At 65.3% G+C, this 22806-nt stretch carries 29 protein-coding genes and 2 pseudogenes; 14 read left to right on the plus strand and 17 right to left on the minus strand.

What is annotated here, in order from left to right; genetic code table 11:
* The first annotated feature begins 20 nt into the window (after positions 1-20).
* On the plus strand, positions 21-587 hold the full coding sequence (locus AWB66_RS18675; RefSeq protein WP_087631672.1) for a flavodoxin family protein: 567 nt from the start codon (positions 21-23) through the stop codon (positions 585-587).
* A gap of 123 nt (positions 588-710) precedes the next feature.
* Entirely contained in the window at positions 711-1658 is a 948-nt protein-coding gene (gene argC, locus AWB66_RS18680) for an N-acetyl-gamma-glutamyl-phosphate reductase (RefSeq protein WP_087631673.1), read from the plus strand.
* 249 nt (positions 1659-1907) lie between these two features.
* Here the strand turns inward: argC and AWB66_RS18685 are convergent, their stop codons facing one another.
* The 4 genes from AWB66_RS18685 to AWB66_RS18700 form a co-directional block, all read right to left on the minus strand.
* Complete coding sequence (locus AWB66_RS18685) at positions 1908-2273, minus strand: response regulator (RefSeq protein WP_087631674.1); 366 nt, start codon at positions 2271-2273, stop codon at positions 1908-1910.
* Positions 2274-2280: 7 nt separating this feature from the next.
* Complete coding sequence (locus AWB66_RS18690) at positions 2281-2721, minus strand: hypothetical protein (RefSeq protein ID WP_087631675.1); 441 nt, start codon at positions 2719-2721, stop codon at positions 2281-2283.
* Positions 2722-2941: 220 nt separating this feature from the next.
* The gene (locus AWB66_RS18695; RefSeq protein WP_087631822.1) at positions 2942-3565 is read right to left on the minus strand and encodes a LysE family translocator; all 624 of its coding nucleotides are present in this window, start codon (positions 3563-3565) and stop codon (positions 2942-2944) included.
* Positions 3566-3660: 95 nt separating this feature from the next.
* Positions 3661-4533 carry an NAD(P)-dependent oxidoreductase gene (locus AWB66_RS18700; RefSeq protein ID WP_087631676.1) on the minus strand — a complete coding sequence of 291 codons (873 nt, stop codon included), beginning with the start codon at positions 4531-4533 and terminating at the stop codon, positions 3661-3663.
* Positions 4534-4639: 106 nt separating this feature from the next.
* On the opposite strand from AWB66_RS18700, the gene AWB66_RS18705 reads away from it, so the two are divergent.
* Both AWB66_RS18705 and AWB66_RS18710 read left to right on the plus strand, forming a co-directional pair.
* Positions 4640-5398, plus strand: a complete 759-nt coding sequence (locus AWB66_RS18705) for a Mut7-C RNAse domain-containing protein (RefSeq protein WP_087631677.1) — start codon at positions 4640-4642, stop codon at positions 5396-5398.
* A gap of 110 nt (positions 5399-5508) precedes the next feature.
* Positions 5509-5781: a hypothetical protein gene (locus AWB66_RS18710; RefSeq protein WP_087631678.1), complete on the plus strand. Its 273-nt coding sequence runs from the start codon at positions 5509-5511 to the stop codon at positions 5779-5781.
* A gap of 15 nt (positions 5782-5796) precedes the next feature.
* Here AWB66_RS18710 and AWB66_RS18715 read toward each other — a convergent pair whose 3' ends face one another.
* The 6 genes from AWB66_RS18715 to AWB66_RS18740 all read right to left on the minus strand — a co-directional run bounded on the left by AWB66_RS18715 (position 5797) and on the right by AWB66_RS18740 (position 10906).
* Positions 5797-6108, minus strand: a complete 312-nt coding sequence (locus AWB66_RS18715) for a cupin domain-containing protein (RefSeq protein WP_087631823.1) — start codon at positions 6106-6108, stop codon at positions 5797-5799.
* A gap of 10 nt (positions 6109-6118) precedes the next feature.
* Positions 6119-7426 (minus strand): MFS transporter, encoded by a 1308-nt coding sequence (locus tag AWB66_RS18720; RefSeq protein ID WP_087631679.1) that lies wholly within the window; start codon positions 7424-7426, stop codon positions 6119-6121.
* 219 nt (positions 7427-7645) lie between these two features.
* Positions 7646-7960 (minus strand): high-potential iron-sulfur protein, encoded by a 315-nt coding sequence (locus AWB66_RS18725; RefSeq protein ID WP_087631680.1) that lies wholly within the window; start codon positions 7958-7960, stop codon positions 7646-7648.
* A gap of 114 nt (positions 7961-8074) precedes the next feature.
* Positions 8075-9181 (minus strand): NAD(P)/FAD-dependent oxidoreductase, encoded by a 1107-nt coding sequence (locus AWB66_RS18730; protein ID WP_087631681.1) that lies wholly within the window; start codon positions 9179-9181, stop codon positions 8075-8077.
* Between the two features lie 185 nt (positions 9182-9366).
* Positions 9367-10344, minus strand: a complete 978-nt coding sequence (locus AWB66_RS18735) for an AAA family ATPase (RefSeq protein WP_087631682.1) — start codon at positions 10342-10344, stop codon at positions 9367-9369.
* Positions 10345-10468: 124 nt separating this feature from the next.
* Positions 10469-10906, minus strand: a complete 438-nt coding sequence (locus AWB66_RS18740; protein WP_087631683.1) for a DUF2442 domain-containing protein — start codon at positions 10904-10906, stop codon at positions 10469-10471.
* Positions 10907-11529: 623 nt separating this feature from the next.
* Here AWB66_RS18740 and AWB66_RS18745 point away from each other — a divergent pair.
* The gene (locus AWB66_RS18745) at positions 11530-12048 is read left to right on the plus strand and encodes a hypothetical protein (RefSeq protein ID WP_235021164.1); all 519 of its coding nucleotides are present in this window, start codon (positions 11530-11532) and stop codon (positions 12046-12048) included.
* 49 nt (positions 12049-12097) lie between these two features.
* Complete coding sequence (locus AWB66_RS18750; protein WP_087631684.1) at positions 12098-12904, plus strand: endonuclease/exonuclease/phosphatase family protein; 807 nt, start codon at positions 12098-12100, stop codon at positions 12902-12904.
* Between the two features lie 10 nt (positions 12905-12914).
* Here AWB66_RS18750 and AWB66_RS18755 read toward each other — a convergent pair whose 3' ends face one another.
* Positions 12915-13340 (minus strand): response regulator, encoded by a 426-nt coding sequence (locus tag AWB66_RS18755; protein WP_235021165.1) that lies wholly within the window; start codon positions 13338-13340, stop codon positions 12915-12917.
* Positions 13341-13557: 217 nt separating this feature from the next.
* Here AWB66_RS18755 and AWB66_RS18760 point away from each other — a divergent pair, with 217 nt between their 5' ends.
* Positions 13558-14175: an alpha-ketoglutarate-dependent dioxygenase AlkB family protein gene (locus AWB66_RS18760; protein WP_087631685.1), complete on the plus strand. Its 618-nt coding sequence runs from the start codon at positions 13558-13560 to the stop codon at positions 14173-14175.
* 19 nt (positions 14176-14194) lie between these two features.
* On the opposite strand, the gene AWB66_RS18765 is transcribed toward AWB66_RS18760, so the two are convergent.
* Together AWB66_RS18765 and AWB66_RS18770 are read right to left on the minus strand one after the other, a co-directional pair.
* Positions 14195-14569, minus strand: a complete 375-nt coding sequence (locus AWB66_RS18765; RefSeq protein ID WP_407642298.1) for a RidA family protein — start codon at positions 14567-14569, stop codon at positions 14195-14197.
* Between the two features lie 84 nt (positions 14570-14653).
* A complete protein-coding gene (locus AWB66_RS18770; RefSeq protein WP_087631687.1) occupies positions 14654-15667 on the minus strand; it encodes a 1-aminocyclopropane-1-carboxylate deaminase in 1014 nt (337 codons plus the stop codon).
* Positions 15668-15832: 165 nt separating this feature from the next.
* Here AWB66_RS18770 and AWB66_RS18775 point away from each other — a divergent pair, with 165 nt between their 5' ends.
* Positions 15833-16306 (plus strand): Lrp/AsnC family transcriptional regulator, encoded by a 474-nt coding sequence (locus tag AWB66_RS18775; RefSeq protein WP_087631688.1) that lies wholly within the window; start codon positions 15833-15835, stop codon positions 16304-16306.
* A gap of 36 nt (positions 16307-16342) precedes the next feature.
* A complete protein-coding gene (locus tag AWB66_RS18780) occupies positions 16343-16840 on the plus strand; it encodes an MgtC/SapB family protein (protein ID WP_235021166.1) in 498 nt (165 codons plus the stop codon).
* 22 nt (positions 16841-16862) lie between these two features.
* Here AWB66_RS18780 and AWB66_RS18785 read toward each other — a convergent pair whose 3' ends face one another.
* The 4 genes from AWB66_RS18785 to arsC all read right to left on the minus strand — a co-directional run bounded on the left by AWB66_RS18785 (position 16863) and on the right by arsC (position 20217).
* A complete protein-coding gene (locus AWB66_RS18785) occupies positions 16863-17813 on the minus strand; it encodes a hypothetical protein (RefSeq protein WP_200819021.1) in 951 nt (316 codons plus the stop codon).
* Between the two features lie 210 nt (positions 17814-18023).
* The gene (locus AWB66_RS18790; RefSeq protein ID WP_087631689.1) at positions 18024-19193 is read right to left on the minus strand and encodes a GGDEF domain-containing protein; all 1170 of its coding nucleotides are present in this window, start codon (positions 19191-19193) and stop codon (positions 18024-18026) included.
* A gap of 200 nt (positions 19194-19393) precedes the next feature.
* Positions 19394-19681, minus strand: coding sequence for a hypothetical protein (locus tag AWB66_RS18795; RefSeq protein ID WP_087631690.1), 288 nt, complete (start codon positions 19679-19681; stop codon positions 19394-19396).
* A 113-nt stretch (positions 19682-19794) separates the two neighbouring features.
* Positions 19795-20217, minus strand: a complete 423-nt coding sequence (gene arsC / locus AWB66_RS18800; protein WP_087631691.1) for an arsenate reductase (glutaredoxin) — start codon at positions 20215-20217, stop codon at positions 19795-19797.
* A gap of 540 nt (positions 20218-20757) precedes the next feature.
* On the opposite strand from arsC, the gene AWB66_RS18805 reads away from it, so the two are divergent.
* The 5 genes and pseudogenes from AWB66_RS18805 to AWB66_RS18820 all read left to right on the plus strand — a co-directional run bounded on the left by AWB66_RS18805 (position 20758) and on the right by AWB66_RS18820 (position 22802).
* Positions 20758-21045, plus strand: a complete 288-nt coding sequence (locus AWB66_RS18805; protein ID WP_125469748.1) for a hypothetical protein — start codon at positions 20758-20760, stop codon at positions 21043-21045.
* Between the two features lie 85 nt (positions 21046-21130).
* Complete coding sequence (locus AWB66_RS18810) at positions 21131-21397, plus strand: cupin domain-containing protein (protein WP_087631693.1); 267 nt, start codon at positions 21131-21133, stop codon at positions 21395-21397.
* A gap of 93 nt (positions 21398-21490) precedes the next feature.
* A pseudogene (locus AWB66_RS34060) lies at positions 21491-21739 on the plus strand (MurR/RpiR family transcriptional regulator); the annotation flags it as partial.
* Positions 21740-22244: pseudogene (locus AWB66_RS18815) on the plus strand (aminotransferase class III-fold pyridoxal phosphate-dependent enzyme); the annotation flags it as partial. It abuts the pseudogene before it with no gap.
* 3 nt (positions 22245-22247) lie between these two features.
* Positions 22248-22802, plus strand: coding sequence for a carboxymuconolactone decarboxylase family protein (locus tag AWB66_RS18820; RefSeq protein ID WP_087631694.1), 555 nt, complete (start codon positions 22248-22250; stop codon positions 22800-22802).
* Positions 22803-22806: the final 4 nt, after the last annotated feature.

Here is a 22806-nt window from a genome sequence, read left to right on the forward strand (position 1 = left end):
CGCAGCCCAAGGACATCACCATGCCGAAGATCGTCATCGTTTATCACAGTGGGTACGGTCACACGAAGAAAGTCGCCGAAGCGGTGCTTGCCGGCACGCAGGGCGCGGGCGCCGAGGCGAAACTGATGCCGGTAGGCGATCTCGACGACGCCGGCTGGGCCGAGCTCGACGCCGCCGACGCAATCATCTTCGGCGCGCCGACCTACATGGGCGGGCCGTCGGCCGACTTCAAGAAATTCGCCGATGCCAGTTCCAAACCGTGGTTCGCGCAGAAATGGAAGGACAAGGTCGCGGCCGGCTTCACCAATTCCGCGACGATGAACGGCGACAAGTTCAACACGATCACCTATCTCGTTACGCTCGCGATGCAGCACGGCATGATCTGGGCGGGCACGGGCATGATGCCGTCGAACACCAAGGCGGCCACGCGCAACGACCTGAACTTCGTCGGCGGCTTTACGGGGCTGCTCGCGCAATCGCCCGCCGATGCGTCGCCGGAAGAAGCGCCGCCGCCGGGCGACCTCGAGACCGCGAAGGCGTTCGGCGCGCGCATCGCGACCGTCACCGCGCGCTGGGCCGGAAAATGACGGCGGTATCGTCCGAACGGCCGATTCCCACCGCGCGCCATCACGCTGACCTGGAAGCGCATTAAAATGACGGTTTTGCCGCCCCGCGCGCGACGCACCCGGGGCCGAACCAGCGAGATCGAGATGACCACGAAAGTATTTGTCGACGGACAGGAAGGCACCACCGGCCTGAAGATTTTCGAATACCTGTCGGAACGCCGTGACATCGAGGTGCTGCGCATCGACGAGGCGAAGCGCAAGGACATCGAGGAGCGCCGCCGCCTGATCAACGCGTCGGACGTGACGTTTCTGTGCCTGCCCGACGTGGCTTCGCGCGAGTCGGTGTCGCTCGTCGACAACGACAACACCTGCGTGATCGACGCGAGCACGGCGTTTCGCACGCAGGACGACTGGGCCTACGGCCTGCCGGAACTGACGCGCGCCCAGCGCGAGCGGCTCCGCACGGCCAAGCGCATCGCGGTGCCGGGGTGTCACGCGTCGGCGTTCGTGCTGTCGGTGCAGCCGCTCGTCGCGGGCGGGCTCATTCCCGCCGATTTCGACGCGCACGCGTACTCGATCACGGGCTACAGCGGCGGCGGCAAAAAAATGATCGCGGACTACGAAGCCGGCGGCAACGCGAAGCTCACGAGCCCGCGTCCGTACGCGCTCGGACTCACGCACAAGCATCTGCCGGAAATGGCGGTGCGCTCGGGACTCAAGCGCGCGCCGATCTTCACGCCGATCGTCGGCAACTTCCTGAAGGGTCTCTCCGTCACGACGTATTTCTCGCCGAGCCAGCTTGCGCGCGCCGGCAAGCCGCAGGACGTGCAGTCGATGCTCGCCGAGTACTACGCGAACGAGCCGTTCGTGCGCGTGTTGCCGTTCAACGCGGACAGCAATCTCGACGACGGCTTCTTCGACGTGCAGGCCTGCAACGACACGAATCGCGTGGACCTCTTCGTGTTCGGCAATGACGAGCGCTTCGTGACCGTGGCGCGCCTCGATAATCTTGGCAAGGGCGCATCGGGCGCGGCAATCCAGTGCATGAACCTGCACATCGGCGCGGATGAAGAAGCGGGACTGAAGCGGTAGTAAACAAGAACACTTCGAACCGAAGGCCGGTTTCGCCAGATGGGCGGACCGGCCTTTTTCTTGTCGCTCGAACTCTCGCACAAAACGAACGGACGAAAAAAAGCCCGCTCGTTGTGGAGCGGGCTGAATCCATATCAGTGGAGACATGGAGGAGACAAGAACGACTGTACCAAAACGATTGGTGCGCCGCAACATCCCACAGCGGGGTGCGTCGATCTGTCTCGCTCATACAACGGCCTGCCGACGCAACTAGGACTGCGTCATCGACAGAATGAAGCCGAGCTGGTCCGCGGATACGGGTTTGACAAGATGCACGTCGAATCCGGCGAGCTGCGTCATCTCGTGATGTTGCGGCTGGCCCCAGCCGGTCAGCGCGACGATCAGCAAGGCGCGGCCGTTCGGCAGATTTCGCAGCGCCCGCGCGGCGGCGAGGCCGTCCATCAGCGGCATGCCGAGATCCAGAATCACGACTTCCGGTTCGAACTGCTGCGCGACCTCGACGGCCTGCGCCCCGTTCGCCGCGAGCGCGATTTCATGGCCCATTCCGTTGAGCAAGTTCGAGAGTCCGACGAGCGCGTCGTCGTCATCGTCGGCAATCAGGATGCGTTTGGTCACGGCAGTCTCATTTGTTGCCCGAAACGACGAGCTTGAGCTTGTTGGCGCCCGCCGTAGCCGCGACGATCTGCGTGCGCTGACCGCGCGCGCCCAGATAGAAGTGCTGGCGGGATGGAGAATTCTGGTCGTGAGTGGCATCGGGCAGGCACGACGCGATGTCGGCCGCGACGCCCTGCAACGCGTCCGCGCTCGAACCGCCGCGCGAGGTCCACGTGCACTGATAGCTGCCGTGCGTGGCGGAGCACGCCGCATCGTCGCCATAGGGAAGCGCGGCTGCCCTGCCGTCCTCCGGCGTCAGCGCCGAAAATCCGGGCGCCGCCGCGACGATGCGCTTGAGTGCGTCGCAGGGACTCGGCGTGTCGTCGGCTAGCGCGGCGGCCGGCGCAAGTGCTGCACCGACGGCTGTCACGAGCGCCAGCCGGGCGATCGTTCGCGTGGATGAAAACATGGGGCGCCTCCCTTTCTTGCTGTTCTTCTGCGATCGACGCAAGACTTCATCGACGGCCACTTTGCGCTCAAGCCGCCACCGCGTATGTTCGAAACCGAATGAAACCCATCATGACAGTAGCAAGGCGCGAACCACGCACGATAGGCGCGACGCCCGCGTGATATGCGCGCCATCCGCGAAATTCATCACATCTTTGCTGTGCAGGCGCCGCTCGCGCGCGTCAATGCCGCATGAGCGCCATCATCGCGCCGAAGCCGGCGAAGACGCCGCCCGTCAGACGATTGAACGCCTTTGCGACGTTGCGGTTCTTGAGCGTCGCGCCGATCCGCGTGCCGAGCCCCGCGTAAAGCAGGTACCAGCTCACTTCGATCACCGCGAAGGTCGAGACGAGCACGCCGCACTGCGGCAGCGTCGGACGGCTGGCACCGATGAACTGCGGCAGTAGCGCGGCAGCGAACAGGATCGACTTCGGATTGCTGCTCGCGACCAGAAAGCCGTTGCGAAAGAGCGCGCGCGGCGACCGGGCGACCGGATCGACGATCGGGACCTCGGTATCGTCGATCTTCGCGCGCCAGCTTTTCACGCCGAGCCACACCAGATAAGCCGCGCCGACGAAGCGCAGGGTGTCGAACATCGCGGGCCACGCTTCGAGAAACACGCCGAGGCCGGCCGCCGACACCGACAGCATCAGCACCAGCGCGGTCAGGCAGCCCGCCATCGTCGCGCTGGATCGCCGCAGACCGTGGCGCGCGCCGTGCGTCATCACGAGCAGCATGTTCGGCCCGGGAATCGCCGCAATCACGAAGACGGTGGCAACGAACAGCCACCAGGTATGCAGGTTCATCGCGGCGTGCACAAATATTGAGATAGGACCGGATTATGCCGGTTGTACACGCCGCCGACTACGAAATGCCACGCCGATTCACTTTAGTTGACAATTCAGCGTCCCGCGCGCCGGATCGCCACTTCGCCGAGCACGGCGAAGTCCTTGTCGCCGCCGCCGTGCGCGATGGCGTCGATCAGGCTGTCGCGCAGGAGGCTGCCGATCGGCAATGGCGTATCGACGGCTTCCGCAGCCGCGAGCGCGAGCCGCACGTCTTTCAGTCCGAGCCGCGCCTTGAAAAGCGCCGGCTCATAGCGGCGCTCGGCGATCATCTTCCCGTAGCCCTGATAGACCGGTCCGGGAAAGAGCGTGTTCGCGATGATGTCGAGGAACGACTGCGGCTCGATGCCGTGCCCCGACACCAGCGCCGCCGCCTCGCCGAACGTTTCGATCGCCGATGCCAGCATGAAATTGGCCGCCAGCTTGAGCACGTTCGCATGCTGCGGCTCGCGGCCGACGCGCCAGGTCTTCTGGCCGATCGCATCGAAGATGGGCTGGACGCGCTCCATCGCGTCGTCGGCGCCCGCGGCGAGGATGTTGAGCTTGCCGGCCGCCGCGACGTCCGGCCTGCCGAGCACCGGCGCCGCCACATACGCAACGCCGTGCTGCTCGTGAAGCTCGGCCAGTTCGCCTGCGAGCGCGGCCGAGATCGTCGCCATGTTCACGTGGACGAGCCCTTTCGGCGCGTGTTTCAGCAAACCGCCGTCGATCAGCACCGAGCACAGCGCGGCATCGTCGGCGAGCATGGAAAACGCGGCGTCGCCGGCGAAGGCCTGCTCGGGCGTGTCGACCACGGTTGCGCCCTGATCCGCGAGCGCTTTCGTGCGATCGCGCGAGCGGTTCCAGACCCGCACCGTGTGGCCCGCTTTCAGCGCGTTGCCCGCGATCGCGCCGCCCATTTCGCCGAGTCCGATGAAACCGATGTCCATGTCGTGCTCCTTTCTGTTCTTGCCCAAAACCGTCGGAGAAAGCTCGAGCGCCAGTAGAGCACATCGATCCGAAGCATGCAGCGCCGAGCGATGCGATACTCGTCGCATGGTTCATGCACGCTTTCGATTCCATCGCGAACTGAACGAATTCCTCGCGCGGCCGCAGCGCGAGCGCGCGTTCGACTGCGCGTGCGCGAAGGCTTCGTCGACGAAGCACATGATCGAGGCGCTCGGCGTGCCGCATACGGAAGTCGAGCTGATCGTGCAAAACGGCAGGCCGGCCGGATTCGACGCGCCCATCGCGCAAGGCGACGTGATCGACGTCTATCCGAAGCGCGCCGTGCCGCACGACCTGCGCGCGGGCGCGCTGCTCTTGCGTGCGCCGCTCGACCCCGAGCGCATTCGTTTCGTCGCGGATGCGCATTTGGGTGCGCTCGCGCAACTGCTGCGACTCGCCGGTTTCGACACGCGCTACGACAACAACTTCCCCGACGACGAAGTCGAGCGCCTCGCACTCGACGAAGCGCGCGTCGTGCTGACGCGCGACCGCGAGTTGCTCAAACGCCGCTCGGTGGTGCACGGCTGCTACGTGCGCGCGCTGCAGGCCGATGCGCAATGGCGCGAAATCGCCGAACGGCTCGATCTGCTGCCGCACGTGCGCGCGTTCCGGCTCTGCCTGATGTGCAACGCGCCGCTGCGGCCCGCCCATTCCCGCGATCTCGACGGCCGCGTGCCAGAGGGCGTGCGCGAGCGGCACACGCGCTTCGTCACGTGCGACGTCTGCCGGCGCGTATTCTGGGAAGGCTCGCACTGGAAGCGGATGCGCGAGCGCATCGCGTCGCTCGCGGACGCGAGCCGCGCGTGAGTTGCGCGTGAGTTGCGCGTCGGTTGCGCATGAGTTGCGAATGAGCGCGGCGCAACCTTACGTACAATACGCGTCCTCTCAGACGTTCAACCTACTGCCCGGAGCTTAGCGTGAAGAAATTCGACCTCGAAAAGAACAAGGCGCTCAAGCTCGCCAACGACCTCAAGCAAAACAGCGCCGCGAAATTCGGCGCCGCCGGCGCGCAGCCGAAGCTGGATCGCCGCGAGCAACGCCGCATCGATCAGGAAAAGGGCCTCGTGCCGTTCGCCTGCAAGCTCGACGCCGCGCTCGTCAAGCAGTTGCAGGAACGCGCCGCCGCGCATGAAGGCGGCATGACGGAAGCGCTCGCCGAACTGCTGGTCGCTGCCGGACTGACGCGCTGAAACCCGCAGCGTCGCTCAGACGCTGCCCTCTTTTTCGATCACCAGAATGCGCGCTTCGCCCACCGGCTCGGCGAAGTGCTCGTCGCCCGCCTGCGCGTGGAAGATGTCGCCGGCCTTGAGCGTCAGCGTGTCTTCGCGTCCCTCGCGGCGCACGTGCATCTTCACTTCGCCGTGCATCACGGCGAAGACTTCCTCGCCATCGTTGACGTGCCACTTGTACGGCTGATCCGTCCAGTGCAGGCGGCACGTGATGCCGTTCATCGTGCAGACATCGAGTGCGCCCCAGGCGCGCGCGGCGGTAAATCGTTCGCTTTCGATTACTTTCATGATCGTCGATTCATCGGGTGGATTCGCGCGCCTCGTCGACATCGACGCGCCGCGCCGCCGGAATGCACGCCACCGCGATCAGCGACAGCGCGATGCCCGCCATCACGTAGAAGGTCGGCGCGAGCTGCGATCCGGTCGTCTTGATGAGCCAGGTCACGATGAACTGCCCGAAGCCGCCGAAGACCATCACCGCGACGTTGTAGGCGAGCGAGAGGCCGGTCGAGCGGATATGCGCGGGAAAGAGTTCCGCGATCAGCGCGCCGAAGGGCCCGTAGTAGCCGGACAGCGTGATCGACAAAGCCGCCTGCACGATCACGAGGCGCAGCACGCTCGGCTCGGCGGCGAGCCACGCGAAGAGCGGATAGATGATCACGAGGCTGACGAACAGCGACCACAGCGACAGCCCCTTCCGGCCGATGCGGTCGGACCATGCGCCCGCGATCGGCGAGAGCACGGTCAACAGCAGGTTACCGACGATCAGCGCCGTGAACGACTCGCCGAACGGCAGCTTCAGTTGCTTGACGGCGAAGGTCGGCAGATAGGCGATGAACACATAGATCGTGACGGTGAGCGCGATCACCGAGCCGAGTCCGCACAGCACTTCGCGGGTGTGTCCGCGAAAGACTTCGCCGAGCGTCGCGCGGCGGCCCGTCTTCTTCGCGTGGAGGAACGCTTCCGTATCGGTCATGTTGCGGCGGATATAGAAGCCCACCGGCCCGATGACGAGCCCGAGAATGAACGGCACGCGCCAGCCCCAGGCATTGAGCGTCTCGGGCGACATGCCGCGCGAGATCGCCGCGCCGACGATCGCGCCGAGCAGGAGCGCCGCCGCCTGGCTCGCCATCTGCAAGCTGCCGTAGAAGCCGCGCTTCGAGAACGGCGCGGCTTCGATCAGGAGCGCAGTCGAACTGCCGAACTCGCCGCCCGCCGAGAAACCTTGCAGAAGCCGCGCGAACACGATGATGAGCGGCCCGCCGATGCCGATCGCCGAATACGGCGGCGCGATCGCGAGCAGCAGGATGCCCACCGTCATCAGCGCGATGACGAGCGTGAGCGCCGCCTTGCGGCCGGCGCGATCGGCGTAGAGACCGAGGACGATGCCGCCCACCGGCCGCATCACGAAGGCGACGCCGAAGGTCGCCGTGGTCAGCAGGATCGAGGAATAGTCGCTGTGACTCGGGAAGAACAGTTGCGCGATCACGACGGTCATGAAACCGAACACCGTGAAGTCGTACCACTCGAGCGCGTTGCCGATGACCGCGGCCACGACCGCTCGGACATTGGGTGGCCGGACTGCCTTGCGATTCTCCGTTGGCATGAATTCTCCCCGCCCGTCGGGCGCACTGCCTCGGTTGTATTGTCCGCCGGACGCGGTTTCGGCGCCGGACGGTTTTGTGCCTTGGCGAGTGTAATTAGGGCGCTCAACGTTATCAAGCGATGAAAAAAGCGCGCTCGACCACAGGGCCGGCGCGCTTTCATTCTTCTTCTTTTTCGCTTCTCTTACGCTCTCAGGTCTGCAACGGCCGAACTCGGTGAATCAGGCCTTCTTGTTGTACGCGCTGCACCATCCCTTCGATGCCACCTGCTTGTTGGCGAACATCGGGCACGGCGCCCAGGCGTCGGTCGGCTTGCCCTGATAGAACGAGCAGTTGCCGCAATCCTGGCCGGCCGCGTACTTCGTGTACTTGGCCTTGTCGACCTTGCTCGCATCGTGCTTGTAGCCGAGCGCCTGCGCGGTCGGATCGCTTTCCTCGACTCGGGCGGCGTCGGCGGCGAAGGCGGTCGTGCCGAGCGCCAGCGTCGAGGCCACACCGATACTCGAAATCAGGAACGTTCGACGGGATGTCTTCATGATGCTCACTCCTTGTATTGTGGGGACGCGCCGTTCTGACGACGGCGACGTCCGAGCATAACAATGCGAAGCGGCAACAGACAGCCCAAATGTTATAGATAAGGGAATACCGGATCAGGGCGGCGGAAGCATGTCGGCGACGCGCTCGGCGATCGCGAGCGACGCCGTCAGCCCCGGCGATTCGATGCCGAACAGGTTCACGAGCCCGCGCACGCCGTGCGCGGATTTTCCCTGGATCATGAAGTCGGCGGCGCTCTGGCCCGGCCCCGAGAGCTTCGGCCGGATGCCGGCGTAGGCCGGTTGCAGCGCGCCGTCGGGCAGGCCCGGCCAGTACGCGCGGATCGCTGCATAGAACGCGTTCGCGCGTTGCGGATCGACGTCATAGCTGATCGACTGCACCCATTCGACGTCCGGCCCGAACTTCGCCTGGCCGCCGAGATCGATGGTCAGATGCACGCCGAGGCCCGCTTCGTTCGGCATCGGATAGATCAGGCGGTCGAATGGCGTGCGCCCGCTCACGCTGAAATAATTGCCCTTCGCGAAGTAGAGCGGCGGGACGTGGCGGTCGTCGAGACCCTGGATCTTCCGGGCGATGTCGTTCGCATGCAGACCCGCGCTGTTGACGACCTGCGCCGCGCGCAGCCGTGCGGGCGTCTCGCCACCGGTTTCGATGATGAAGCAGCCCTCGCGCGCGTCGATCGCGGTGACGGGCGTGCGAAACGCGATGTTCGCGCCGTCGCGTTCCGCGTCGCCTTGCAGCGCGAGCATGTACTGATGGCTGTCGACGATGCCCGTCTGCGGCGAATACACCGCCGCGACGCACTGGAGCTGCGGTTCCAAGGCGGCCGCTTCGGCGCCGGACAGCCGTTCGAGCCCCGTGACGTGATTTTCGACGCCCTTTTGCTCGATCGCCGCAAGCTGCGGCAGTTGATTGCGCGCGGTCGCGACCAGCAGCTTTCCGCAGCGCTGGTGCGGCACGCCGTGCGATTCGCAGAATTCGTACAGCATCGCGCGGCCGCGCACGCAGAGTTCCGCCTTGAGCGAGCCGCGCGGGTAGTAGATACCGGCGTGGATCACCTCGCTGTTGCGCGAACTCGTGCCGATCCCGATTCCCTCCCCCGCTTCCAGCACGACGACTTCGCGCCCGCGCGCCGCGAGCGCCCGGGCGATGGCGAGCCCGACGGCGCCCGCCCCGATGACGACACATTCGATCTGGTCCATGTCTTTTCCGTCGCAGGGTCAATCAATCCATTCTACTTTCTGGACTATTGCGTGTTGCACAACAACGGAAGGTGAATTACACCGCGCTATGAAACGATTCACGAAAAGGCAAGAATTAAAGGGTTTCGAGCCAGAAAAATCGGTTTTTGACGGCCTTTTTGGCAAGTTTTAAAAATCGCGCCCTTTCAGAAGCCAATCGCTTTCTTACGCGAGTGCGGGTCGATCTGGATGTCGCCGGCTTCGACGTGATGCCGCCCGCCGATGCGCGCGTTGCCGAACGCGTTGAGCATCGCCCGGCGCATCGCGCGCGGCGACGCCTTCGTGAGCGCGTCGAGCGGGGCATCGCCGAGCGTTTCCGGGAAGCGCCGTCCCCACGCGTGCGCGTTGCGGATCTCGTCGTAGATCGCCTGCGCGATGCGGCGCGCGCCGTCGCGATCGGGTGGCGGGATTTCATAGACGTTCATGCGGTTCAAGAGCGGCTCGGGGATCGCGCGGGCGTCGTTCGCGGTCGCGATCCACACGACGTTGCCCGCGTTGATCGGCACTTCGGCGAATTCGTCGATGAAACATTGCGCCGTATCGTGTTCCAGCAGCGCGTAAAGCGCGCCGAGCGGATCGTATTGCGCGTCGCCGGTGGCCTTGTCGATTTCGTCGACGGTCATGACGGGGTTCGCGTAGCTGCCGTTGACGAGCGCGTCGAAGACCTTGCCCGGCTTGGCGTTGCGCCATTGCGACGACGCGCCCGACAAGATCCAGCCGGCCGTGAGCGAACTCATCGCGACGTAGTGGCAGGTCGTGCCGAGCAGACGCGCGAGCTGTTTCGCGAAATGCGTCTTGCCGATGCCGGGGTCGCCGAGGAGCAGCATCGGCATGAGTTCGAGGCGGTCGTCGGTTTCGAGGCAGAGCGCGATCTGCTTGCGGATGTCGGCGAGCGGTTCCTCGAAATTCGGCAGATTGGCGACGAGATCGTCGATCGACGGCATGCGGTTCGGCTTCACGCAAAAGCGCAGGTTGCCGACCTTGAGCATCTTTTCGTAAGTGGCGCGCAGCGCTTCGCTGGCGCCGTCGGAGAGATCGTTGAGCGCGGTCTCGACGTCGTCGAGACTGTAGACCTTGCTGAACGATGCGACCGCGAGTTCCTGTTTGACCACGGCTGTCGTCATGTCACACCCCGTCGTTTCTGTAGTCGATGAGGCCAGTGTATCGACGACAAAAGGCGGCGCAAGCGAGCAGTCGGAGGGGTTTGCTGCTAATTGTGGGGGGGAACGACCGGCCGTGGGCAGAAGGTTACGCGGCCTGAGCCGGAACAGCATGCTTGCGTGGCCTGCCGCCTTTCTTTCCGTTTTCCCGCGAAGCGGCCGCCTTGGCGGGAGAGGTGATCGAGCCCATTGCGCGGGCGAGGTCGCGCTGCCATGCGCGCGTTCCGAAGACGCCTTTCAGAAGCGCCGGCGCATAGATGGACAGGTCCAGCCGAGGAAAATGCAAGTCGTAGCCATCTCCCCAGATTTCGATGTGGGAGAGATCTGCCGTGCCTGGCGGGGCGGGCAGCAAATCAAACTCTTGGATGATCGCGACCGGCACGCCGAGCGTGACGCCATTGTCGTAGTCGATTTCGAGCTTCGCGCTCGCACGTCGGTAGCGCGCGGCGGCGACACGCGGGCCGAGCGCCTTGCCGGCCTGAACAGCGCGCTCGTATTGCTCGCGCTCCTCTTTAGTGTTTGCCATGAATGCTTCTCCAATGCTCGCAGAGAACGCGTATCTCGGTTTCGACGAATCGCGCGATTTTTCGAACCGTCGCGAGCCCAATCCTGCCCTGGATTTCCCTGACGACCACGGGTCCCGACGGGCAGTTCAGTTCGTAGACCGCCCTCGGGGCCGATCGCGTGGACGTGCGCGGGTCGATGGTCCAACGTAAAAATGACTAACTTGTATCCTTGCGTCCGAAATAGCTTTGGCATAGCGAGTATAAACCTAACGACAGGTTATTTTCCTTTCTGATCGGTTGGTCGAACGTTTTGGCATGCCCGCATAGACCCGCTCACTCGCGATAAATATCCCCCAACAACGTCATAAAGTATGGAGAAAGCGCCCAGCCCCAAGCGCTAGTATCATCGACACGTCTCGACGCGGATCGAACCGCCCGTCCCCGGGTGCAGATCGTGCTCCCGAAAGGCGAAGCGCCGTCGGCGAATTGCAATGCGCGCATCCGGACCCAAATAGAGGACGACGCACGCAAAGCAGCCTCCGGCTGAACCCGCCGACGCCCGCGGTGTCACAAATACGTTCCCGACCACGGGCCGCGCGGGCAAAAACCGCGCGCATGCCCGCTCTCCAGGAGAAGACTTTCGATGCTGAACCCGCGCGCCATCCGTCTGCCGACCCTGCTTCTCGCCGGCGCATCGCTCGCTCTGACGCTCGCCGCCCACGCGCAGAGCACGTCGCAGCCGGTGGCGTGGGAGCTTCAGGTCCTGAGCGACGGCCAGCAGATAGACTCGTTCTCCGCGACCACCAACGTCGGCCAGGCGCGCACCGATACGCATCACAACGTCGTGAAGAACAACGTAGGCTGCGCCGACAAGCCGGCCGGCGACATCGACCTGCAACGCACCCTCACGGTCTCGCCGACCCACGCGGGCCCGGACGACATCACGCTTTCGATCGAAGCCCAGGAAACGCTCCAGGACGACGCGTCGCGCGCCACCGTGCAGGGTTGCAAGCTGCCGCCGCAGCCGCGCGTCGTGAACGCGTCGCATCCGGGGCTCGTGCTCAAGCCCGGAGAATGGTCGAACTGGCAGATCGTCGAAAAGAATCCGTCGCTTGCGTATCGGGTACGTGCCAGCCTGAATACCACTGCGGCGGCCCAATGACGGCCTGACCGATCCGATCCGCGCCGCGCCGCACGACAACACGAAACGCATGCGAAACCCCGACCATTTCCCGCCGAGCCTTCCTTCCGCGCACGAAACGCCCGATTTCACCGCGGTGAGCTGGAATCTGCACAAGGGCCGCTCGCCGCTCGGGCTGCAGGCCTGGAGCGCCATGCAGCGCTGGGTTCAGTCCACCAACGCCGATGCCTATTTCCTCCAGGAAGCGATGGCGCGGCGCATGCCCCAGCCGATGCTCGCCACGGGTTTCGGCAATCCGCTCGCCAGCCCGCCCGACGACATCTGGCATTGCCAGGCCACCGAAATCGCGCAGGCGCTCGAACTTCAGATCGCGCTCGGACCGAACGTGTTCAAGCCGTCGTGGCGACACGGCAACGCGATCCTCTCGCCGCATCCGCTCGATCTCTCCGGCCGCTGGGACATCTCGGCGCATCGCTTCGAACGGCGCGGCCTGCTGGTCGCGCGCGCGACCTTCGCGGGACGCTCGATCACCCTGCTCTGCGCGCATCTCGCGCTCACGCGCCAGGCGCGTCTGCGTCAGATGAACTGGATCGCGCACTGGATCGCGAAAGAGGCGCCGGACGGCCCGCTCGTGCTCGCGGGCGATTTCAACGACTGGCGCAACGATTCCGTGCCGCTCTTCGGCGAACTCGGCATGCATGAAGTCGCGACGCTGCTCGGCGAATCGGGGCGGACGTTTCCGGCATTTTCACCGGCGCTCGCGCTCGACAAGATGTTCGTGCGCGGCATGAAGCCGGTCGAATGGATCACGCCGACGCAGGACACCGCGTGGCTCTCGGATCACCTTCCGTATATGGCGCGGCTGCGGGTGGAGTGACGAGCGCCGCTTACGCGATCAGCGTTTCCAGTTCGGTGAAGGAAACCGGCTTGACGAGGTGATGATCGAAACCGGCATCGATCGAGCGCTGCCGGTCCGCGTCGCCGCCGAAGCCGGTCAGCGCGATCAGGAGCGCATCGCACGTCGAATCCCGCTGGCGCAGTTCGCGCGCGAGCGTGAAGCCGTCCATGTCCGGCAGACCGATGTCGAGAATCACCACCTGCGGCCTGAATCCATCGACGGTGGCGAGCGCGCTCGCGCCATCGAAGGCCGCGCGCACGTCGTGGCCGAGCGTCTCGATCAGCATCGACAGGGCTTCTGCCGCATCGACGCTGTCGTCGACGACGAGCACGCGCCGACGAAGCCCCGTGCGGTTGTCCGCGCCGGTCGTGTCCATGTCGTTCATCGTGGTCTGCCAGATGGGCGCGCCCCGCATCGGCGCACTTTCGATATAAGTCCGGCCGACTGTAGCACAGGCGTTCGGGCCGAGTAAATTCGTCTGCCCGCGCGGGGCGTGCTTTTGCGGCCGGTCGGCGCGGGGTTGAAAGCGCGCTGAAACGCGCCGGAAAATGGATGCGCAAACCTCGTGTGGCCGCCTCTGTTATGGTGAAGTTCGGGCCGCGGCGCGCGGCCGCCTTCACGCGTGACGCACCATGTTCGACCTTTTCGACGACATCCCCAAGCCCGAGATCGACTGGCAGCCGGACTGGCTTCCCGCCGATCTCGCGTCCGATCTGATGGCGGCCTTGATCGACGAAGTCCGCTGGCAGCAGGACACGATGACGACGCCCGGCGGCCGCGTGCCGCTGCCGCGCCTGACCGCGTGGCAGGGCGAGCCGGATGCCGTCTACGTCTATTCGGGCATTCGCAATGTGCCAGCGCCGTGGACGCCCACGGTCGCGCAGTTGCGCGCGCGCGCCGAGGAGGCGTCGCAGACGCGCTTTAACAGCGTGCTGCTCAACCGCTACCGCACCGGCCAGGACAGCATGGGCTGGCACGCCGACAAGGAGCGCGAACTCGGGCCTGAGCCGGTTATCGCGTCGGTGAGCCTCGGCACGACGCGCACGTTCGAGTTCCGCCACGCACGCACGCACGCGACCCATACGCTCTCGCTCGCGCACGGCAGCCTGCTCGTGATGCGCGGACGCACGCAGCAGGAATGGGTTCATCGCGTGCCGAAGGAGCCGGCCGCGCGCGGCGAGCGCATCAATCTCACTTTTCGCTGGGTCGATGCCGCCGCCGCGCCGAAGCGGAAGACGCGCCGCGCCTGAGCATCGAAGGCCCTGCGGCCTACGGTCGCCTGGCGACGAAATCGATCTCGACGAGCGCGTCGCGCGCCAGTCCCGTCACGCCGATGCAGGTGCGCGCCGGCAGCGGCTTCGGCAGGAAATAGGACTTGTAGACGGCGTTCATCGCGTCGTAGTCGCGCTTGAACTCGGTGAGGAAGATGCGCACGCTGACCACGTGGTCGAGCGTCAGACCGACCCCGGCCAGCACGAGAATCAGGTTGTCCATCACGCGACGCGTCTGCGCGGCGACGCCTTCCGGCAGCGGCGCGCGATCGTCGACGGGATCGGTCGGCATCTGGCCGGTCAGGAACACCCAGCCGTCGGCTTCGGCCGCGTGGGAGAACGGACCGACCGGCGTGGGCGCGGCGTCGACCATCGTGAATGTGGGCAGGCTCAAATCGGCTCCTGAGTCAAAAGTGAAAAAGCTCTCACGTTATCGCGCCAAAAAATACGCTTCCTCTCACGCGAACGCCTTGTGATAGGCGTTGAGCGCGGGCGCGCCGCCCAGATGCACATACAGCACGTTCGCGCCCGGCGCGATTTCGCCCGCCTTCGCCATCGCGATTAGCCCGGCCATGGATTTGCCCTCGTACACCGGATCGGTCAGCATCGCTTCGAGCCGCGCTGCCGTGCGGATCGCGTCGATCGTCTGCTCGTCCGGCAAACCATAGTCCGGCCCGGCAAAACGCGGATCGATGATGACGTCGGCGTCGTCGATCGGCTTGTCGATGCCGATCAGTTCCGCCGTCTGCCGTGCAATCTTCGTGACGGCGCGGCGGGTCATCGCTTCGTCGCAGGCGGTGTCGATGCCGATCAGCCGGCGGGGCCGTTCCTGCGCCTTGAAGCCCGCGACCATGCCGCCTTGCGTGGAACCGGTGCAGGTCGCGGTGATGACGGTGTCGAAGAACACGCCCAGGTCGTTTTCCTGGCGTTCGAGTTCGTCGGCGAAATTCGCGTAGCCGAGGCCGCCCAGCGGATGATCCGACGCGCCCGCAGGAATCGCATACGGCTTGCCGCCGTCGCGGCGCACCTGTTCGAGCGCGCGCTCCCAGGTCTTTTTCACCTCGGTCGAGTAGCCTTCGCCCTCCAGCAACGTCTCGGCGCCCATCAGCCGCGACAGCAGGATGTTGCCGACCTTGTCGTACACCGGGTCTTCCCAGTGCGTCCACTCCTCCTGCACGAGCCGGCAGCGCATGCCGAGCACCGCGGCCACCGCCGCGACCTGCCGCGTGTGATTCGACTGGATGTTGCCGATCGAGACGAGCGTGTCGGCGCCCTGCTTCACGGCGTCGGCGGCGAGCCATTCGAGCTTGCGAATCTTGTTGCCGCCGAACGCGAGCCCGGACGAGACGTCGTCGCGCTTCGCCCACACCGAAACGCCGAGCGCCTTCGACAGCCGTTCGAGCTTGTGGATCGGCGAGGGAAAAAAGCCGAGCGTGACGCGGCCGAAGCGCTTTTCGAGATCGAGTGCCATGCGTGAGATTCCTGTTGGAAGGCGACGAAAGGAGATCTCATTCTAGAAATTTGTTCGCTGAATGTGCTTTGTTCAAAAACCTCGTTTGGCGTAGTATTTTTATATTCGACGCATGTTTCAGATCATCTTTCCGAAATTGTCGCTCTTTGCAAAACGATCTTCATCATGCCCGACCAGGACATCCCGCTCGATCCGACCGACCGCAAGATCCTCCGCGCCCTTCAGAACGACGGCCGGCTGAGTAATGCCGAACTGGCGAAACTCGTCGGCCTGAGCGCGGCTGCGTGCTGGAACCGCACGAAGCGTCTGTTCGACCTGCGCGTGATCCAGGGCGTGCACGCGCGCATCGATCCGGCGGCCGTTCAGCGGCCGGTGCTGGTGCTGGTCGGCGTGGTGCTCGACCGCTCGACGCAGGAAAGCTTTGCGCTCTTCGAAAGCGCCGCGCGCGAACTGCCGCAGGTGCTCGAATGCGTGCTGGTCGCGGGCGACGTCGATTATTTCCTGAAAGTGCGCGTGCGCGATCTGGCCGCGTTCAACGTCTTTCACAGCGAAAAAATCCTCGCCCTGCCGAGCGTGCGGCAGGTGCGCACCTTCTTCGTGATGAACGAGGTCAAACTCGACGGACAATTGCTGTTCTGAGCGACCGAACCGCACCCGATCAACCCGGAACCCGCCATGCTCCCTTTTCCCGTCCTGATGGAAGTCGTGATCCGCATGCTCGTGGCGGTGGCGATCGGCTGCATCATCGGCATCGACCGCGATCTGCACGGCAAGCCGACCGGCATGAAGACGCTCGGGCTGGTCTCGCTCGGCGCGTGTCTCGCGACGATGTCCGCGATGGGTTTTTCGGTGGCCGCGCCCTCCGCGAACGCCGACGTGTCGCGCGTCGTGCAGGGGATCGTCACCGGCATCGGCTTTCTCGGCGCGGGCGTGATCATCCAGAATCCGGACCAGAACCGCGTGCGCGGGCTGACGACGGCGGCATCGATCTGGGTGACGGCGGCGGTCGGGATCGTGTGCGGTCTCGGGCTCTGGAGCGTGGCGCTCGCGGCGACCGTGATCCTGATCGCGCTGCTGACCATCGGTCGCCTGATCGAGAAGTCGCTGCATCGGCAATGGCTGCAAAAGCCGCCCGCCGAGCGCGAGGCACGCAGCCTCCCCGACGAGGACTGAGCCTGCCGCCAGTCGGCGCAGCCTAGAACCGGTAGCCGACGCCCGCGACGATCACGTCGGTGTCGCGGTTGTAGCGCGTGACGATGCGGTTCCAGGTGACGCGTGTCGTCCAGTGCTGGCCGAACCGGTACGACGCCGACATCGAGATGATGCCGGCAAAGCGGTCGTCGGTGTCGTTGTCGCCGGTGACGTCGGTGTTCGAGCGCTGCTTGACCGCGAAGTACGCGCCCGCGCCGAGGCCGAGCGTCATGCGATCGTCGAAGAAGGCGCGCGTCGCCCAGAGCTGCGTCGTGAGGCCGTCGCGCCGCACCAGATCCGAGTTGCCCTCGTGCAGGTAGCCGAGCGTCCAGTCGAGATATTTCATCAGGCCGCGCCGGTATTCGAGCGCCGCGGCGAGCGATGTCTGCGACTCGTTGCTGTTGACGATCGTCTGCCCGAGAAAGGCCGTCACTTCGTTGCCGGTCACGCGCGTCGAGCGGCCGGGCGCCCAGTCGCGCGGGCCGGGCACGCTCGGCGCGTCGAGCTGGTACGCGACGCCGATCAGCGCGGCGCTCGTGTTCGGCCCGCGTTGCACCTGAATGCGGTTCAACTGCAATTGCGCGATCCAGCGGTTCGCAAAGTAGTACTGCGCGCGAAGGCTGTACACGATGCCCCAGCCGTGCAGATCGGAATAACTGCCGCCGTCCTGTTCGGTGGACGTATCGAAGTAGCGGTACGGGCCGATGCCCGCCGACAGCACGACGCGCCGGTTGGCGAGCGGCAGGCGCGCCCAGCCCTGGATCACCTGGCCGTCGCGATGGTGGCCGGTGACGTGGCCTTCGTTGATCCAGGTGAAGCTCGCGGCGAAGTATTCCCCGAGCCCTTCCTCGTAGGAGGCCGCCCACGAATAGGTGTGCTCACCGATGCCGCGCGACACGCCCCCGAGCAGCGAAATCTCCTGCGCGTGGAGCGCGCCGGAAGCGGCGAGCAGCATCGCGCCGAGCGCCGCGGGCAAACGCCTGCAAGTTCGCCTGGCGCCGGTGGCGTGCGGGAAAATCAGATCTCGGAATGAAAGACTGTTTGAAGCCGGCTGGCCCAGACCGATCGTCATTGTCGTCTCGAATTTTGTTCGAGCCCCAATCCTAACAGCGTCGCCGGATTCGCATTGGACGAATATGAACGCGACGCTTCCGGCGGCGATTTCTCACGCCGCGACGCTCGCCGCCTCCGATTCGACGCGGTTGCGTCCGCCGACTTTCGCCGCGTAGAGCCGCGCGTCGGCGCGCGCGAGCAGCGTCGCGAGCGACTCCGAGTCGGAGCGGCAGGCGATTCCCGCGCTGAACGTGTAGCGCAGCATCACGCCCGGCAACGGGCACGGCGTGCTTTCGACTGCCTGCCGCAGTATTTCGACGAGCGCCGCGAATTCCGCGCGAGTTCGCGCGGCGCGCATCAGGCAGAACTCTTCGCCGCCGATCCGGCCGAACGCCGCCTCGCCGATTCGCGCCGTCACGAGCGCGCAGAAGTGGCGCAGCACTTCGTCGCCTGCGGCGTGACCGTAGCGGTCGTTCACGCTCTTGAAATGATCGATGTCGATGACGGCGACGTATTCGCGCGCCCCGTCCTGCGCCGGGCGCGCGAGGCGGGCCGCGGCGAGTTGCAGAAACGCCTTGCGCGAGAGCGCGCCGGTCAGGTCGTCGAAACGGGCGAGACGCTCCAGACGCTGCGAGAGGCGGTCGTGCGCCATCATCACGAGACCGATCGACAGCGACGGCAAGACGAGGATGCCGAGCGCCAGAAACGCGATCTGCATCGCGCCGGGCTGCAGCAGTGCCGTCTGCGAGGGCGGCGCGGCGACGTAGATCGAGCCGCGCACCAGATGGCCGATGCCGCCGAGTCCCGCCGCGCCCGCCGCAAAGAAGTAGTTGTAGCGCGGACGCTCGCGTGGCCAGGCGATCAGCACGCGCGCCATGATGGCGAGATCGCAGGCCGCATGAAACGCCGACACGATCACCACGCGCATGTTCACATCGGGCGCCTTGTAGGTGAAATACGCGATGCCCGCGAGCACCGCCAGCCACGCGAGCCAGCCGACGTTCGAGCGCGCAGGCCGCGTCCCGGCGTCGAAGAACTGAGTGCAGCCTTCGAAGATCAGGAGGACCGTCGCGGCGAGCAACTGGTTAGCCATCAGAATGCCGAGCACCGGAGGCAATCCGCCCTGCATCGCGAAAAGCACGAGCGAGACGAGCGCAAGCACATTGGCGCAGATCCAGCGCGGCACGCCCGCTATCGCGTTCGGCAGAAGCGAGATCAGCACCAGGATCGAGAGGATGCTCGACAGTGCGGTGACGACGAGGATGCTGACAGGGCTGAACATCGTGGCTGGTGGGTGGATTCGGCCGCTTGCGACCGTCGTGTGAGCGGCGCTGCCCGGCATGGTCAGCGCGCGCGTCGTGCAGACACGCTCATCGGAATAACGGCAATCGCGGCGCAAACTTGAACGTCACGCCCAATGCAAACGGCGGCGAGGCCGTCAGGCTCCGCCGCCGTGTCTGTATCGCGCCCAATCCGCCGGGCTCAGTTCCAGCCCTGACGTTCGCGCCAGCGCTCCTCGCGATGCGCTTCGTGACGCCAGTGGCGTTCGCGCCATTCGCGGCGCTCGCGCCACTCACGGCCGCGCCAGTCGTCATAGCCGCCGTAACCGTAGGCCACCGCGACGGGCGGCGGCGCGACATACACCGGCTGTGGCGCCGCGTAGTAACCCGGCACGCCGATGCCGACCGCCACATCCACATGCGCCGACGCCGCCGTCGACGCCGCCAGCACCGTCAAGCCGAGAACCGCCCCGAGGATTGTCTTGTTCATCTCGCTTCTCCCTGCACCGAGTGCAATGTATGACCACGTGCGCAGTCTAGAGGGCGAGCCCGGACACAGGTGCAACAGGAGTGGCAGAAAGGTAACGCGTCGTTACCGCGGCTTCAGCGCACGCGCTGCCCTTTGTCGTCGATGACGACTTCGCCGTCTTCCTTCGCGAACGGCCCTCGCTGCGCCGAAGGCAGGATGTCCAGCACCTGTTCCGAGGGCCGGCACAGCCGCACGCCGAGCGGCGTCTCGACGAACGGACGGTTGATGAGGATCGGGTGAGCGAGCATCGCGTCGATCAGCTGGTCGTCGGTGAGCGTGGGATCGCCGAGGCCGAGTTCGGCGTAGGGCGTGCCTTTCTCGCGCAGCGCGTCGCGCACCGAGAGGCCCGCGCGCGCGATCAACGCGGTCAGCGTGGCGCGATCCGGCGGCGCAGTCAGATATTCGACGACCTGCGGCTCGATGCCCGCATTGCGGATCAGCGCGAGCGTGTTGCGCGACGTGCCGCACTGGGGGTTGTGGTAGATCGTGACGGTCATGATGATGTCTTCCTTCTGGTTTCGAGCGTGCATGAAGGCCCGGTCAGTCGACATTCTAGTGCCGGTACGGCCGGCGTTCGAAGCGCACGAGCATGCGGCAACCCGTGTCGAAAAATGGCCGGCCATCGGCGACAATATGGCAGGACTGTGCCGCGTCGAGCGCCGACGCGCCCCGCCGCGAGAATGTGCTGTCAATTCCCGCATCCGCACGCTATAACGAAATTGCAGTGCGGCTCCCGACGCGTTCGGGACGCGTCCCGGACCTTGCGGGTCCCCTCGCCGGCCAGATCGCCGGCGCACCGCGCTGCTCGCACCGGCAACGGGTCCGGGCGACACCTGCGTATTCGCGTATCTGCGTCATTTGCGTATCAGTCCAACCAGTTCGGCGCGCCGGAAAAAACCGGCGCAGAACCGACGTCAGCCGCTCTGCATGACCACGCCGTCCGACGATGCGGCACGCGCCTTGCGAACGGAAAACGAGCCCGCCATCGGTCGCGTGCGGGTCTCATGTGATCAGCGCTTATAGATGAAGGAGTCGATATGAAATCACGTTTGGTATTGACGGCGGTCGTCGCATCGCTCGTCGCGGTGGGCGGTCTCGCCTCCGCCCAGGAAACCTACCGCACCGCGCAGCCGCCTATGCAGGGCGCCGATACGACCGGGCAATCGTCCATGACCCAGCCCGGCATGCAGCAGGACGCGAACGCGCCCGGCCAGCCTGCCGACAGCAGCGCCTATGGCGGCACGCCGTCGACACGTAGCGCGGCGGGCATGGTATCGAAGCCGTGCGTGCGCGGCCCGGGCTGCGACATTTTCTTCGGCCAGTGAAGGTTGCAATCGGGAGAATCCGCGAGGCGTTTTCACGCCGGCGGATTCTCCTTTTCAGTTGTAAGAACTCGCCTCCATTCACGCCATGACACGCGACGAATTCCTCGCCGAACTCGCGCGCGAAGGCTTCCAGGAAATCGTGACGGTCACGCGCGAACCGAACCTGGCGATGGATCTCCACGCACATCCGTTCGAAGCCAAGGCGCTGATCGTCGCGGGCGATCTGACGATCCGCGCGGGTGAATCACAACGGCACTACCGGCCGGGCGACATGTTTCACCTCGCGACCCACGCGCCGCACTCGGAAAGCTACGGTCCGGACGGCGTGACGTATCTGGTCGGCCGCAAATGAAATTCGCCAGCGCCTTCGGCGCGATCAACCTGTCCTTGCCAACTCTTCCGCCCGCTGCGTAACATTTGTTGTCGAAACAAATGAGGCGGCACCGTGTATCACTCCTTCGACGACCTCGCCGTCGCGATCCGCGCCACCTTTTCCAAGCTGAGCCCGCAATTCCAGGCAGGCGCCGCGTTCCTGCTCGACTATCCCGACGAGGTCGCTGTCTCGTCGATGCGCAAGGTCGCCGAGCGGGCGAGCGTCCAGCCCGCCGCGCTCGTGCGTCTCGCCCAGCAACTCGGCTTTCCCGGCTGGAACGAACTGCGGGAGCTGTTCGTCGCGCGTCTGCGCACGCGGCCCGGCGCGACACTCGTCTCCGACGCGATCTATGACGCGATCGTCGGCGGCTCGGGCTTCTTTCAGCATGGGCACACATACATCGGCCACGCGAGCGCATGCGCGGCGGCGCTCGAAGTGCAACGCGTGATCGAAGAAGAACGGCTGCTGGACAACGTGAAGGCGCGCGGCGAACAGTTGCGCTCGTTGCTGCGCGAACGTTTACGCGGATCATCCGCATATCGGCGACATTCGCGGACGCGGCTTGTTCGTCGGCGTCGAACTCGTGAAGGACCGCGCGAGCAAGACGCCGTTCGACCCGAAGCGCAAGCTGCACGCGCTCATCAAGAATCAGGCGATGCAGCGCGGTCTGATGGTGTATCCGATGGGCGGGACGGTGGATGGCCGTATCGGCGATCACGTGCTTCTGGCGCCGCCGTTCATCTGCACGGAACGGCAGATCGAGACCATCGTGGAGCGGCTGGGGGATGCCGTCGACGCCGCGCTGCACCTCACGACCACGGAGTAAGACATGAACAAGCGCCTTCCCGACTTCGATGCCGACCACGCAACCGATGAACAGGAAGCCGTGTTGAAGGAAATCCTGAGCGGTCCGCGCGGGAATCTGAATGGACCGTTTCTCGGCTGGATTCACAGCCCCGAGTTTGCGCAGCATGCGCAGCGGCTCGGCGCGTTTTGCCGCTACGAGACGGGGCTGCCGTTGCGGCTGTCGGAACTCGCGATTCTGGTCACTGCGGCGCGCTGGCGCTCGCAGGCGGAATGGTTCATTCACCATCCGATCGCACTGAAGGCGGGCGTGCCATCGGCTGTCGCGGATGCGCTGCGCGAAGGCGGCACGCCCGCGTTCGACGATGCCGACGACGCCCTCATCCATGCCTTCGCGACCGAGCTATACGAATCGCGACGCGTGAGCGACCGCACGTACGATCGCGCGGTCGAGCGGTTCGGGCACGTGACGGTGATCAATCTCGTCGGGCTGCTCGGCTACTACTCGCTCGTCGCGATGACGCTCAATACGTTCGACATGCGCGCAGAGGGTCAGACGGACTTGCCTTTCGACGAGTGAGCGA

Source organism: Caballeronia telluris (assembly GCF_001544495.1).
GTDB classification, from domain to species: Bacteria; Pseudomonadota; Gammaproteobacteria; order Burkholderiales; family Burkholderiaceae; genus Caballeronia; species Caballeronia telluris.